The sequence below is a fragment of the Tessaracoccus sp. MC1865 genome (assembly GCF_017815535.1).
Taxonomy (GTDB): domain Bacteria; phylum Actinomycetota; class Actinomycetes; order Propionibacteriales; family Propionibacteriaceae; genus Arachnia.
In genome coordinates this window covers 1977556-1991085 of record NZ_CP072596.1, presented here as the reverse complement: position 1 = coordinate 1991085, position 13530 = coordinate 1977556, and the positions used below count along the sequence as shown (strand labels likewise).

The window sequence follows — 13530 nt, the reverse complement described above, 5'->3', positions numbered from 1 at the left end:
CTGCGAGAAAGAGCAGCCATGCCGACGACGAAAAAGACCCCTGAGACCCAGGTGGTCCTCCCCGTGCTTGAGGGCGAGGAGCCGTGGACTCCCGAAGAGGTGGCGGAGCAACGCGCCGAGCTCGTCGATGAGATCCAGCGCATGGAACGCCGCATCGAGCAGACCGAGGCCGAACTGGACTCCCTGATGCGGGGCGGTATCGACGGAGCCGGTCGTGACCCGGTCGACGTGGGTTCCAGCAACTTCGAACGCGACCAGGAACTCTCGCTCGTGCAGAACGTCCGTGAGATGGCAGAGCAGGCCCGCCTCGCGCTCCACCTGTTCGACAACGGCGAGTACGGCTTCTGTGAGGTCTGCGGCCAGCCGATCGGCAAGGGCCGCCTCCAGGTGTTCCCCCGTGCCACGATGTGTGTGACCTGCAAGCAGCGCGAGGAACGGCGCTGAACAAGCAGCGCTGGGGGGTGGGTCTGCTCGCCGCGGGCCTCGGCCTGACGATGCTCGCCGCGGACCAACTGATCAAGATCGCCTCTGTCACGCATCTGACCCCTGGCGAGCGTGTGCCCGTCGTGGGGGAACTGCTGAGCCTCAACCTCATCCGTAACCCCGGGGCGGCCTTCGGCATGGGTTCGGGGGTCACGATCGTCTTCAGCGTGTTCGCCATCCTCGCCACCGTCGGCTGCCTCGTGGCGCTCACGCGGATCACAGCGCTCTGGCACGCCGTCGCCCTGGGCCTGCTCTTCGGCGGCATCACCGGCAACCTGGTGGACCGGATCACCCAGCCGCCCGCGGCGCTGCACGGCCACGTGATCGACATGTTCCAGGTGCCGAACTTCGCCATCTTCAACTGGGCCGACGTCTGCATCACGGTGGCCGCGGGTCTCATCATCGTGGCCGGCATCCTGGCCGAGCTGCGGGAGCGGAGTCCCCGGAAGGTGCCCGCATGAGCGTCTTCCTGATCCCGGACGCGCTCGCCGGCGAGCGCCTCGACGCCGCGGCCGCCCGCATCTCCGGCTACTCGAGGTCGCGCATCGAGACGATGATCGCCGACGGCCACCTCCGGCTGGGCGGGGCTGTCGTGACGAAGGGCTCCCAGAAGGTCCGCGGCGGTGAACTGCTCGACCTCGACGACTCCGCCCCCGTGGGCGTGCAGGTCCGGGCGCAGTTGGCAGACGGTGTGCGTATCGTGTTCGAGGACGCAGACCTCGTCGTCGTCGACAAGCCCGTCGGTGTGGCGGCGCATCCCAGCCTCGGCTGGGAGGGGCCCTCCGTCGTGGAGCACCTGGCTGCCGCCGGCGTGCAGGTGGCCACCTCCGGTGCCGCCGAGCGCCAGGGCATCGTGCAGCGCCTCGACGTCGGCACCAGCGGCCTGATGGTGGTGGCCAAGTCGGAGGTCGCCTACAGCGTGCTGAAGCAGGCCTTCCGCGACCGCACCGTCGACAAGATCTACCACGCGCTGGTGCAGGGTCACCCGGACCCGTTCACGGGCACGATCGAGGCGCCCATCGCGCGGCACCCGGGCGCCGACTGGAAGATGGCCATCATCGAGGGTGGCCGTCATTCGATCACGCATTACGAGACGTTGGAGGCGCACCGCGCCGCAACCCTCCTCGAGGTCCACCTTGAGACCGGCCGCACCCACCAGATCCGGGTCCACATGGCGGCCATCGGCCACCCCTGTGTGGGCGACCCTCTCTACGGGGCGGACCCCACCATGGCGGAGCGCCTCGGCCTGATCAGGCAGTGGCTGCACGCCGTCGAGTTGGGCTTCACGCATCCCACCAAGGGTGACGAGGTGCGCTTCACCTCCCCGTACCCAGAGGATCTGGCGCGGGCGCTGGAGCTGGTGCGCGACGGGATCGCCCAGCCACGATGATCCATCGGGGCACCCCGATGTGCCTGAGGCGGCCCTTGCAGTAGTCTTGGCCCGTGCGTAGAGCAAAGATCGTATGTACCCTCGGCCCGTCTGCTGAATCCGTCGAGCGCCTTGTGGAGCTCCTTAATGCCGGCATGAACGTCGCCCGTCTCAATATGAGCCATGGCGACTACAACGAGCACGGCAACCGAATCAAGAACGTCCGGGAAGCAGCTGAGCTGACCGGCAAGACCGTTGGCGTTTTCGCCGACCTGCAGGGCCCCAAGATCCGTCTGGGGCGCTTCGAGAACGACGAGAAGCAGTACCTCGAGGTGGGTGACCGGTTCACCATCACCATCGACGACATTCTCGGCAACAAGGAGCGCTGCTCCACGACCTACAAGGGCCTGACCGGCGACGTCAACGTGGGGGACCCCATCCTCATCGACGACGGCAAGGTCGGCCTCCGCGCCATCGAGGTCACCGAGCGTGACGTCGTGTGCGAGGTGACCGTCCCCGGTCCCGTGTCGAACAACAAGGGCATCAACCTGCCCGGTGTCGCCGTGTCCGTCCCCGCGCTGTCCGAGAAGGACGAGAACGACCTGCGCTGGGCGCTGCACCAGGACGTCGACATGATCGCCCTGTCCTTCGTGCGCTCGGCCGACGACATCAAGCGCGTCCACGAGATCATGGACGAGGAGGGTCGCCACCTGCCCGTCATCGCCAAGCTTGAGAAGCCCCAGGCGATCGCCAACCTGCAGGACATCATCGACGCGTTCGACGCGTTCATGGTCGCCCGCGGTGACCTGGGCGTCGAACTGCCGCTCGAAGAGGTCCCGCTGGTCCAGAAGAAGATCATCCGCGCGGCCCGCAAGTGGGCCAAGCCGGTGATCGTCGCCACGCAGATGCTCGAGTCGATGATCTCGAACCCGCGCCCCACGCGCGCCGAGACCTCCGACGTCGCCAACGCCATCCTCGATGGCGCCGACGCGGTCATGCTCTCGGGCGAGACCTCCGTCGGTGACTTCCCTGTCGAGACCGTGGCCACCATGGCCCGCATCGTCGAGAAGACCGAGCGCGAAGGCCACGCCGAGATCCACATCATCGACTGGGACCCGCACACCACGGGTGGCATCCTGGCGAAGGCCGCCGCCGAGGTCGCCGAGCGTATCGGCGCCCGCTACCTGGTCGCCTTCACCAAGTCCGGTGACACCGGCCGGCGCATCTCGCGTCTGCGTTCCCCCATCCCGATGCTGGTGTTCTCCCCGGAGAAGGCCACCCGCCAGACCATGACCCTGTCGTGGGGCGTCGACACCCAGGTGACCCCTGAGTTCAACTCCCAGGAAGAGGTCGTGGAGGCCGTTGACCGTCACCTGCGTGACCGCGGCATGATCGAGGTCGGCGAGCGCATCGTCATCGTCTCGGGTTCGCCCATGGGCATCCCCGGCAAGACCAACAACCTGCGCGTCCACAAGATCAAGGAACTCGGCGAGTCCCACTGACCCGCCGGCGGCCCTGACCGCAAGTGAAACACCCCGCCGGGAGCGATCCTGGCGGGGTGTTTGCTGTGTGTGCCCGGGAGGGGACTCGAACCCCTACGGCCTTTCGACCAGACGGGTTTGAGCCGTCCGCGTATACCATTCCGCCACCCGGGCGGGCCTCACTTATTGTGCCATAGACCGCCCGCATCATGCGTTGCGGGCGTGAGTGGGCACTTTGCCCGCTACGGGAGTAGTATCTGGGCAGGTTGACCGACGAAGCTCGCCTCCCGCGGCGAGGGAAAAGTGCCACTAGATATGACGAAGAAGAAGCCCACTGTGATTGTCGCCGAGGACGAGGCGCTGATCCGCCTCGACCTGGTCGAGCTCCTCACCGAGGAGGGATACGACGTGGTCGGCGAAGCCGGCGACGGTGAAGAAGCCGTCAAGCTCGCCCGCGAGCTCGTACCCGACCTCGTGATCATGGACGTGAAGATGCCCAAGATGGACGGCATCACGGCCGCAGAGATCATCGCGGAGGAGCGGATCGCGCCCATCGTCATGCTCACCGCGTTCAGCCAGCGCGACCTCGTGGAGCGCGCGCGTGACGCCGGCGCCATGGCCTATGTCGTGAAACCGTTCGGCGCCTCCGACGTGGTTCCGGCCATAGAGATCGCCATGGGTCGCTTCCAGGAGATCGCCGCCATCGAGGATGAGCTCGCCAGCCTCGAGGACCGCCTCGAGTCGCGCAAGATCATCGACCAGGCCAAGGGCATCCTGCAGCAGGACCTGGGCCTCACGGAGCCGGAGGCGTTCCGCTGGATCCAGAAGACCGCCATGGACATGCGTAAGTCCATGCGCGACGTCGCCGAGGGCGTCATCTCCCACAAGAAGAAGTAGCGCCCGCCCTGAGCCTGCCGGCGATCCCTGCCGGGCAGGCTCAGCGGCGGTTGATCATGTGGCAGGTCAACCGCCCGGTAGCGGTGAGCCTGCCCTGTTCGTCGATGATGTCGACGGAGTAGGTCACCATGTTGCGGCCGAGGTGCAGGGCGGTGGCGGTACCGGTCACCCGGCCCCTGGTCGCCGCCCTCAGGTGGGTGACGTTGAGATCGACGCCCACGCCCACCCGGTCCGGCCAGCCGTGTGCCATGGCCCCCATCGACGCGAGGGTCTCGACCACGACCCCGCTGGCGCCGCCGTGGAGGAGCCCGAACGGCTGTTCGTTGCCCTCCACCGGGATCCATCCCACGACGCGTTCCGGCGTCAGTTCGGTGATGGTCAGGCCCAGTTTGTCGTCGAGCGGGGAGAACTGGTCAGCGAGCCAGGCAGGGATGGAGTTCATGGGGCCTCACTCTGCCACGGTAGGCTCTTGAGCTGTGACTGACGTGAAGAAACTGCTGCTGATCGACGGACATTCCGTGGCCTATCGGGCGTTCTTCGCCCTGCCGGTGGAGAGTTTCGCCACCCGTACCGGCCAGCACACCAACGCGGTCTTCGGCTTCACGTCCATGCTGATCAACGTGCTGCGCGACGAGCAGCCCACGCACGTCGCCGTCGCCTTCGACGTGGCGCGTGAATCCTTCCGTACCGAGCAGTACCCGGAGTACAAGGCGAACCGCTCGAAGTCCCCAGACGAGTTCAAGGGCCAGGTGGCACTCGTCAAGGACGTGCTCGACGCGCTGCGGATCCCGTTCGTCGAGATGGCCGGCTACGAGGCCGATGACCTGATCGCGACGCTCTCCACCCGTGCCGCGAGTGAGGGCTTCGACACCTACATCGTCTCCGGCGACCGCGACGCCATGCAGCTCGTGAACGAGCACGTCACCCTGCTCTACCCCCGCCGGGGCGTCTCGGACCTGGCCCGCATGACGCCAGCCGCGGTGGAGGAGAAGTACCTGGTGCCGCCCGCCCGGTACCCCGAGATCGCCGCCCTGGTGGGGGAGACGAGCGACAACCTCCCGGGCGTGCCCGGCGTGGGCCCCAAGACCGCCGCGAAGTGGATCGCCCAGTTCGACGGGCTGGACAACATCGTCGCCCGCGCCGAGCAGATCCCCGGCAAGGCCGGCGAGTCGCTGCGCGCACACCTGGACGACGTGGTGCGCAACCGCCGCCTCAACGCGCTCGTCTGCGACCTCGACATCGACCTGGCGCTGCCGGACACCGTCCGCGTGGACTGGGACCGGGAGCGCGTACACGAACTGTTCGACGCCCTCGAGTTCAGGGTCCTCCGCGAGCGGCTGCTGGAGTTGGCCGCCTCCGCTGAGCCGGTGGCGACCGAGAGCTTCGCGGTGGAAGGCGCGCGCCTCGAGCAGGGCGAGGTGGCCGCCTGGCTCGCAGCGCACGCCCAGCAGGCAACCGCCGTCCACTTCGTCGGCACCTGGGGTGCCGGTGAGGGCGACCTGACCGCCCTGGCGCTGGCCGCGGCGGACAACTCGGGGGCGTACGTCGACACGGCGGACCTCACCCCGGAGGACGACAAGGCCCTCGCGGAGTGGCTGGCGGACCGCTCTCGGCCCAAACTGATCCACGAGGCCAAGGGCCCCACCCTGGCGTGCTGGAGCAGGGGCTGGGACCTGGACGGCGTGCAGCTCGACACGTTACTGGCCGCGTACCTGCTGCGCCCGGACCAGCGCACCTACGACCTCTCTGACCTGGTGGTGCGCTACCTGCACCGCGACCTCGCCGTGCAGCAGCAGACCGACGACGACGCGCAACTGGCGCTGGACTTCGGCGACGAGGACGACTCCGCCGTCGAATCCGCCCTGCTGCACGCGCGGGCCGTGCACGACCTGGCAGAGGTGCTGTCCGAGCAACTCGCCGAACGCAACGCGGCCGCCCTCATGACGGGGGTCGAACTGCCCCTGCAGCGGACGCTGGCCACCATGGAGAAGCTCGGCATCGCGGTCGACGTGGACCGGCTGCACACCCTGCGCGACGAGTTCGACCGCGCCGTGCAGGACGCCCAGCAGGCCGCTTTCGACGTGCTCGGGCACGAGGTCAACCTCGGTTCGCCCACGCAGCTGCAGGGGGTCCTGTTCGACGAACTGGGGATGCCGAAGACCAAGCGCACCAAATCCGGCTACACGACCAACGCCGAGGCCCTCGAACAGCTCTTCGAGAAGACGGAGCACCCGTTCCTCGGCCACCTGCTGGCCCACCGCGACCGGATCAGGTTGCGCCAGACCGTCGACGGGCTGCTGGCCACGGTGCGGCCGGACGGCCGCATCCACACCAGCTACATGCAGGCGATCGCGGCGACGGGGCGCCTCTCGTCGACAGACCCGAACCTGCAGAACATCCCCATCCGCACGTCGGTGGGTCGCCAGATCAGGGCCGCGTTCGTGCCTGGGGACGGGTACGAGTCGCTGATGTCGGCGGACTACTCGCAGATCGAGATGCGCATCATGGCGCACGGCAGCAAGGACCCGGGGCTGATCGAGGCCTTCGAGTCCGGCCGCGACTTCCACGGCGAGATGGCGTCCCTGGTGTTCGGCGTCGAACCTGGCGGCGTCACGCAGGAGATGCGGGCGAAGATCAAGGCGATGAACTACGGCTTGGCCTACGGGCTGAGCGCCTTCGGCCTGTCCAACCAGCTCAAGATCTCGGTCGGTGAGGCGCGCGACCTCATGGACGACTACTTCTCCCGCGTCGGTGGCGTGCGCCAGTACCTCGCCGCCATCGTCGAGGAGGCCCGACGCGTCGGGTACACCGAGACCATGCTGGGCCGTCGCCGTTACCTGCCGGACCTCACCACCACCAACAGGCAGCGCCGGGAGATGGCGGAGCGGGCAGCTCTCAATTCGCCCATCCAGGGGTCCGCCGCAGACGTGATCAAGGTCGCCATGATCAACGTCGGTCGCGCGCTGGACGACGCGGGACTCGCCAGCCGGATGCTGCTTCAGGTGCACGACGAACTGGTCCTTGAGATCGCCCCGGGCGAGCGAGAGACCGTCACCGAACTGGTGGCGCGCGAGATGGGCGGCGCCGCGAAGCTGCTGGTGCCGCTCGAGGTGTCGATCGGCGTGGGCGACAGCTGGCAGTCTGCCGCCCATTAGGCCTCAGGCGGCGAGGACCACCGGGTCCGCGTAGAACAGGATCCGGGAGTCCCACGCCTTGGTGCTCGCCTCGTAGTCCCAGCAGATCACGATGGCCAGCTGAGGCGCGCCCTCGAAGTCGACCATCACGTCGGAATCAGGGTCATAGTCCTCGACCCACACCTTCACCGCCTCCGTGTATTGGTAGCACTGCACCTGGCCGTCGCTGCCGTACAGCTTGATCACGTCGCCGGGTTCCAACTGGGACCTGCCGCCTTCGTACATCTCGTTGCCGAGTGCGGGCGGCAGGCTGGGGTTGTAGGTGTGGATGGACAGCACGGCCTTGCCGTGGGCCGCGCCGGGCTTGGGGCCGCCGCTCCACCAGGCGGCGGTACGGGGCTGGTCGAACGGGGGAGCGGCGATGTTGCCGTCCCTGTCCAGGTTCAGCGCGATGACCCGCTCGTCGGCGCCCAACGACTCGATCGTGAACCGCTGCGGCACGAAGCCGTCCGAGACCGCCGTGCACTCTGCGAGGGCCGGGTTGCCCGACGGCGGGGCCTGGCCGGCAGGTGACAGGGAGGTCGTCGCCGGAGCCGGTGACGGCGACGGCGACGGGAGCGCGGTGGTGGAGGCCGGGGCGGGGGACGAACTGGCTGGAGCCGACGGTCCGGCCGCGGGTGCACCGCCGCGGGTGAGCGCGAAGACCAGCAGCGCGATCACCCCGACAACGGCGGCCAACAGGACCAGGAGGCGCGCGGAGCGCCGGCTCTGGGGTTCAGGGTTCTGCGACACGTGGGCAAGCATAGGCATTGGCCGGATCGGACCATAACCGCTAGTGTTCTCCGGTTGGCCCCGATTTCGACTTCAGGTTGCCCTTGCTCGAGGAAGAGCGGTAGGCTGAGCGGGCACTGTGGCCTGCGTTCTCTCGGACGGAGTAGAGAGCGGTGATTCGTCACGGGCGCAGTGCATCCATTTTCATCCACTATTTCGGAGCCCTACTACATGACCTCCTCCACTGAGGCCTCGACTGTCGCAGTCGATGACATTGGCACCCGCGAAGATTTCCTCGCTGCGGTTGACGCCACCATCATTTCTTTCAACGACGGGGACATCGTCTCCGGCACCGTCGTCAAGGTTGACCGGGACGAGGTCCTGCTCGACATCGGTTACAAGACCGAAGGCGTCATCCCCTCGAAGGAGCTCTCCATCAAGCACGACGTCGATCCTTTCGACGTCGTCCAGGTGGGTGATGTGATCGAGGCCCTCGTCCAGACCAAGGAGGACAAGGAAGGCCGCCTCATCCTGTCCAAGAAGCGCGCACAGTACGAGCGCGCCTGGGGCACGATCGAGAAGATCAAGGAAGAGGACGGCGTTGTCACCGGTTCCGTCATCGAGGTTGTCAAGGGCGGCCTGATCGTCGACATCGGCCTGCGCGGCTTCCTGCCTGCGTCGCTGGTCGAGATGCGTCGCGTCCGCGACCTCCAGCCCTACGTGGGCATGGAGCTCGAGGCCAAGATCATCGAACTCGACAAGAACCGCAACAACGTGGTCCTGTCGCGTCGCGCCTACCTCGAGCAGACCCAGTCGGAGGTCCGCCAGACCTTCCTCACGCAGCTCCAGAAGGGCCAGATCCGCAAGGGTGTCGTGTCCTCCATCGTCAACTTCGGCGCGTTCGTCGATCTCGGCGGCGTGGACGGCCTCGTGCACGTCTCGGAGCTCAGCTGGAAGCACATCGACCACCCGAACGAGGTTGTCGAGGTCGGCATGGCCGTCACCGTCGAGGTGCTCGAGGTGGACATGGACCGCGAGCGCGTCTCCCTGTCGCTCAAGGCCACCCAGGAAGACCCGTGGCAGACCTTCGCGCGTCTGCACCAGATCGGTCAGATCGTGCCCGGCAAGGTCACCAAGCTGGTTCCGTTCGGTGCGTTCGTCCGCGTCGGTGAGGGCATCGAGGGCCTGGTCCACGTGTCCGAGCTCGCTGAGCGTCACGTCGAGATCCCGGAGCAGGTTGTCGCCGTCGGTGACGACCGCATGGTCAAGGTCATCGACATCGACCTCGAGCGTCGCCGCGTCTCGCTGTCGCTGAAGCAGGCCAACGAGGGCATCGACGTCGCCGCAATCGACTTCGACCCGGCCCTCTACGGCATGCAGGCGTCCTACGACGAGCAGGGCAACTACATCTACCCCGAGGGCTTCGACCCCGAGACGAACGACTGGAAGGAAGGCTTCGACGAGCAGCGCGCTGCTTGGGAGGCCCAGTACGCCCAGGCGCACGCTCTGTGGGAGGCCCACAAGGCTCAGGTGGAGTCCGCCGAGACTGCCGAACGCGATGCCACCGTCGAGGCGGCCGCCGGTTACACCTCGACGGACGTCGAGACGGACGGGGCCGGCTCGCTGGCTTCCGACGAGTCGCTGCAGGCTCTGCGCGACAAGCTCGCCGGTAACTGATCCCGCGTCACCAACAAGGCCCGCCCCCGAATGGGGGCGGGCCTTGTTGGTTCCGGTGTCAGGCGGCTCAGACGCCGCGGCGCCCGGTCACGAGGTTGACGATCAGGACGATGAGCGCGATCACCAGCAGAATGTGGATGAAGGCGCCGCCCACCTTCAGGAGGAAGCCGAGCAGCCATAGAATGACCACCACGACGAGAACGATCCACAGGATGCGTGCCATGAGGTTTCCTTTCATGCCGTTGTCAGGTTCGGGTTCGTTTCAGCCTACAGGGAGGTGGGGGCGGTGGTAAGGGTTGGCCTGACAGGGGGTATCGCCTCCGGGAAGTCGTTCGTCGCGGACGAACTCCAAGCCCGCGGCGCGGTGCTCATCGATTCGGATCTGCTCGCACGGGAAGTGGTGCAGCCGGGCACCCCGGGTCTGGCAGCCGTCGTCGAGCGGTTCGGCGAAGACATCCTGACGCCGGAGGGGATGCTCGACCGGCCACGGCTCGGCCGGCTCGTCTTCGCCGACGACGCTGCGCGCGCGGACCTCAACGCCATCGTCCACCCGCTCGTGCGCGCCAGGAGCGCGGAACTGGAGCAGAAGGCGCCTGTGGACGCCGTCGTCGTCCACGTGATCCCGTTGCTGGTGGAGACCGGCCAGCAGGACCTGTTCGACGAGGTGGTCGTCGTGGACGTGCCGGTCAACACCCAGGTGCTGCGCCTCATGCACCGCAACAACCTGAGCCGCGACGAGGCCTGCCAGCGGATCATGGCACAGGCCTCCCGCGTGGAGCGGTGCGCGGCAGCCACCCATGTCATCGACAACGACGGTGACCAGGCGTCTACCGTCCGCCAGGTCGAGCAGTTGTGGGAGAAACTCAGCAACTCTGCGACCTGAGCGCCGCTCCTACTCCTCGCCCCAGGGCGGGCAGCTGCAGACGAGATTGCGGTCGCCGTAGGCGTTGTCGATGCGTCCCACCGCTGGCCAGTACTTGTCGACGCGGAACGCGCCCGCCGGGAAGCAGCCCTGCTCACGCGAGTAGGAGCGCTCCCAGTCGGCCACGAGGTCCTCGACGGTGTGTGGGGCGTGCCGGAGCGGCGACTCGGCGGCGCTGACCTCCCCGTCGATCACCTGCCGGGCCTCGCGGGCGATGTCCAGCATGGCGGCGACGAAGCGATCCAGCTCCGCAAGGGGCTCCGACTCCGTCGGCTCGATCATCAACGTGCCGGCCACCGGGAAGCTCATGGTGGGCGCGTGGAAGCCGTGGTCGATGAGCCGCTTGGCGATGTCGTCGACGGTCACGCCGGACTTCGACCAGCCGCGCGGATCCACGATGCACTCATGGGCCACGCGGCCGCGGGCGCCGGTGTACAGGATGGGGTACGCCTCGGCGAGCCTGCTCGCGAGGTAGTTGGCCGAGAGGATGGCCACCTTGGTGGCCTGGGTGAGACCGGCGCCGCCCATGAGCAGCACGTAGGCCCACGAAACCAGCAGGATCGACGCGGACCCGTGGTTGGCGCCGGAGACGGCACCGGGGGCGCCCGCCTGCGGGTCGGACGGGAGGAACGGGGCCAGGTGGCGCTGCACGCCGATCGGCCCCATGCCGGGCCCGCCGCCGCCGTGCGGGATGGCGAAGGTCTTGTGCAGATTGAGGTGGCTGACATCGCCGCCGATCTCGCCCGGCCTGACCAGACCCACCATGGCGTTGAGGTTGGCGCCGTCGATGTAGACCTGGCCGCCGTGCTCGTGGGTGATGTCGCAGACCTGGCGCACCGTCTCCTCGAAGACGCCGTGCGTGGACGGGTAGGTGATCATCACCGCCGCGAGCCTGCCGCCCGCCTCGGCGGCCTTGGCGCGGAAGTCGTCGAGGTCGATCTCACCGTCGGCCGTCGCCTTCACCGCCGTCACCTTCATGCCGGCCATCTGGGCGGAGGCCGGGTTGGTGCCATGGGCGGAGGTGGGGATCAGGCACACGTCCCGGTCGTCGCCGTTGGCCCTGTGGTAGGCCGCGATGGTGAGCAGGCCCGCATACTCGCCCTGCGCGCCGGAGTTGGGCTGCATGGAGAACGCGTCGTAGCCCGTGATCTCGCAGAGCTTGGCCTCGAGGTCGGCGATCAGTTCGGCGTAGCCCTGCGTCTGGTGGGCCGGTGCGTAGGGGTGCAGTTCGGCGAACCCGGGCCAGCTCAGGGGCCGCATCTCGACGGCCGCGTTGAGCTTCATGGTGCACGAGCCCAGCGGGATCATGGCGCGGTCGAGCGCCAGGTCGCGGTCCGACAGGCGGCGCATGTAGCGCATCATCTCCGACTCGGCCCGGTTGAGGTGGAACACCGGGTGGGTGAGGTAGTCGGTGGTGCGGAGCAGGTCGTCCGGCAGCGCGGGGACGACGGTCAGCCCGGGGCGCTCGTCGATCCCGAACGCGTCGAGCACGCGGGCGACGATGTCCAGGTCCGTGGTCTCGTCGACGGAGATGCCGACGCGGTGCCGGCCGATGCGGCGCAGGTTGATCCCGCGGTGCTCGGCGGCGGCGATGATCCCCGCCTGGCCCACGCCGACGTCGACGGTGATGGTGTCGAAGAAGACCTCGGGTTCGACGGCGGCGCCGCCGTCGCGGAGGGCGGCGGCAAGCGTGGCGGCAGTGAGGTGGGTGCGCTGGGCGATGGAGCGCAGGCCCTTGGGCCCGTGAAAGACGGCGTAGAACGAGGCCATCACCGCCAACAGGGCCTGGGCGGTGCAGACGTTGGACGTGGCCTTCTCGCGGCGGATGTGTTGCTCGCGGGTCTGGAGCGCGAGCCGGTAGGCGCGGTTGCCCCGGGCGTCCTTGGAGACCCCGACCAGACGGCCGGGCAGCGCGCGCTTGAGCTCGTCGCGACACGACATGAACGCCGCGTGCGGCCCGCCGAAGCCCATGGGCACGCCGAAGCGCTGCGAGGAGCCGATGGCGATGTCGGCGCCCATCGAGCCGGGGTCCTTGATCAGGCACAGGGCGAGCAGGTCCGTGGCGATGACCGCGATGCCGCCGCTGTCCTTGACGGCGCGACACTGGTCCGTGAGGTCGCGGACGTGCCCGTAGGTGCCGGGGTGGGCGAAGATGGCGCCGAAGAAGTCGTCTGCGAGGAAGTCGCCCACGGGGCCGACCACGAGGTCGATGCCGAGCGGCTCGGCGCGCGTGGCCAGCACTGCGAGCGTCTGGGGGTGGAGGTCGTCGGCGGCGAAGAACCGGTGCGAGGTGGCTTTGGCGGTGCGTTTCGCCATGGCCATCGCCTCCGCGGCGGCGGTGGGCTCGTCGAGGAGGCTGGCGTTGGCGAGGGGGAGCCCGGTGAGGTCCGCCACCATCGTCTGGAAGTTCAGCAGCGCCTCCAGCCGGCCCTGCGAGATCTCCGGCTGGTACGGCGTGTAGGCCGTGTACCAGGCGGGGTTCTCGAACACGTTGCGCTGGATGACCGGTGGGGTGACCGTGCCGTAGTAGCCCTGGCCGATGAGCGAGGTCAGCACGGTGTTCTTGGCGGCCACTTCGCGGAGCTTCTGCGTGACCTGGTGTTCCGTGAGCGGCTCCCAGCGCAGCGGCTGCGCCTGGTGGAGACCACGGGGGACGGTCTGCTCGATGAGCTCGTCGAGAGAGCCGACGCCCACGGCCTGCAGCATCGAGGCCATCTCGATGCGGCTGGGGCCGATGTGGCGCAGCGTCGCGAAGTCGTCCGGCTGCACGTCCGGGCGGTCCCACGTGGTCATCGG

The 13530-nt window shown here is 68.1% G+C and carries 12 protein-coding genes and 1 tRNA gene; 8 read left to right on the top strand and 5 right to left on the bottom strand.

The genetic code is table 11. The features are described 5' to 3' along the window. Positions 1-18: 18 nt before the first annotated feature. Genes J7D54_RS09280 through pyk form a run of 4 tightly spaced genes read left to right on the top strand, consistent with a single transcriptional unit; the run spans position 19 to position 3354 of the window. On the top strand, positions 19-444 hold the full coding sequence (locus J7D54_RS09280; RefSeq protein ID WP_182763621.1) for a TraR/DksA family transcriptional regulator: 426 nt from the start codon (positions 19-21) through the stop codon (positions 442-444). A gap of 17 nt (positions 445-461) precedes the next feature. After that, positions 462-944 carry a signal peptidase II gene (gene lspA / locus J7D54_RS09275; protein WP_182763620.1) on the top strand — a complete coding sequence of 161 codons (483 nt, stop codon included), beginning with the start codon at positions 462-464 and terminating at the stop codon, positions 942-944. Beyond that, on the top strand, positions 941-1873 hold the full coding sequence (locus tag J7D54_RS09270; protein ID WP_182763619.1) for an RluA family pseudouridine synthase: 933 nt from the start codon (positions 941-943) through the stop codon (positions 1871-1873). Before lspA ends, J7D54_RS09270 begins: the two co-directional genes overlap by 4 nt. Before the next feature lie 53 nt (positions 1874-1926). After that, the gene (gene pyk / locus J7D54_RS09265) at positions 1927-3354 is read left to right on the top strand and encodes a pyruvate kinase (protein WP_182763618.1); all 1428 of its coding nucleotides are present in this window, start codon (positions 1927-1929) and stop codon (positions 3352-3354) included. Positions 3355-3424: 70 nt separating this feature from the next. On the opposite strand, the gene J7D54_RS09260 is transcribed toward pyk, so the two are convergent. Then, positions 3425-3507: transfer RNA gene (locus J7D54_RS09260), tRNA-Leu, on the bottom strand. 141 nt (positions 3508-3648) lie between these two features. On the opposite strand from J7D54_RS09260, the gene J7D54_RS09255 reads away from it, so the two are divergent. Continuing rightward, the gene (locus J7D54_RS09255) at positions 3649-4230 is read left to right on the top strand and encodes an ANTAR domain-containing response regulator (RefSeq protein WP_076058321.1); all 582 of its coding nucleotides are present in this window, start codon (positions 3649-3651) and stop codon (positions 4228-4230) included. Positions 4231-4270: 40 nt separating this feature from the next. Here J7D54_RS09255 and J7D54_RS09250 read toward each other — a convergent pair whose 3' ends face one another. Continuing rightward, positions 4271-4672, bottom strand: coding sequence for a PaaI family thioesterase (locus J7D54_RS09250; protein ID WP_182763617.1), 402 nt, complete (start codon positions 4670-4672; stop codon positions 4271-4273). Positions 4673-4715: 43 nt separating this feature from the next. Between J7D54_RS09250 and polA the strand changes: the two genes are divergently transcribed. Continuing rightward, positions 4716-7385 (top strand): DNA polymerase I, encoded by a 2670-nt coding sequence (gene polA, locus J7D54_RS09245; protein ID WP_182763702.1) that lies wholly within the window; start codon positions 4716-4718, stop codon positions 7383-7385. Positions 7386-7388: 3 nt separating this feature from the next. Here polA and J7D54_RS09240 read toward each other — a convergent pair whose 3' ends face one another. Next, a complete protein-coding gene (locus tag J7D54_RS09240) occupies positions 7389-8156 on the bottom strand; it encodes a class F sortase (protein WP_182763616.1) in 768 nt (255 codons plus the stop codon). Between the two features lie 210 nt (positions 8157-8366). Here J7D54_RS09240 and rpsA point away from each other — a divergent pair, with 210 nt between their 5' ends. Further along, entirely contained in the window at positions 8367-9812 is a 1446-nt protein-coding gene (rpsA, locus tag J7D54_RS09235) for a 30S ribosomal protein S1 (protein ID WP_076058328.1), read from the top strand. A 67-nt stretch (positions 9813-9879) separates the two neighbouring features. On the opposite strand, the gene J7D54_RS09230 is transcribed toward rpsA, so the two are convergent. After that, the gene (locus J7D54_RS09230; RefSeq protein WP_143570834.1) at positions 9880-10035 is read right to left on the bottom strand and encodes a lmo0937 family membrane protein; all 156 of its coding nucleotides are present in this window, start codon (positions 10033-10035) and stop codon (positions 9880-9882) included. A gap of 63 nt (positions 10036-10098) precedes the next feature. Here J7D54_RS09230 and coaE point away from each other — a divergent pair, with 63 nt between their 5' ends. After that, on the top strand, positions 10099-10695 hold the full coding sequence (gene coaE, locus J7D54_RS09225; protein ID WP_182763615.1) for a dephospho-CoA kinase: 597 nt from the start codon (positions 10099-10101) through the stop codon (positions 10693-10695). A 9-nt stretch (positions 10696-10704) separates the two neighbouring features. On the opposite strand, the gene gcvP is transcribed toward coaE, so the two are convergent. Beyond that, on the bottom strand, positions 10705-13527 hold the full coding sequence (gene gcvP, locus J7D54_RS09220) for an aminomethyl-transferring glycine dehydrogenase (protein WP_182763614.1): 2823 nt from the start codon (positions 13525-13527) through the stop codon (positions 10705-10707). Between the last annotated feature and the right edge of the window lie 3 nt (positions 13528-13530).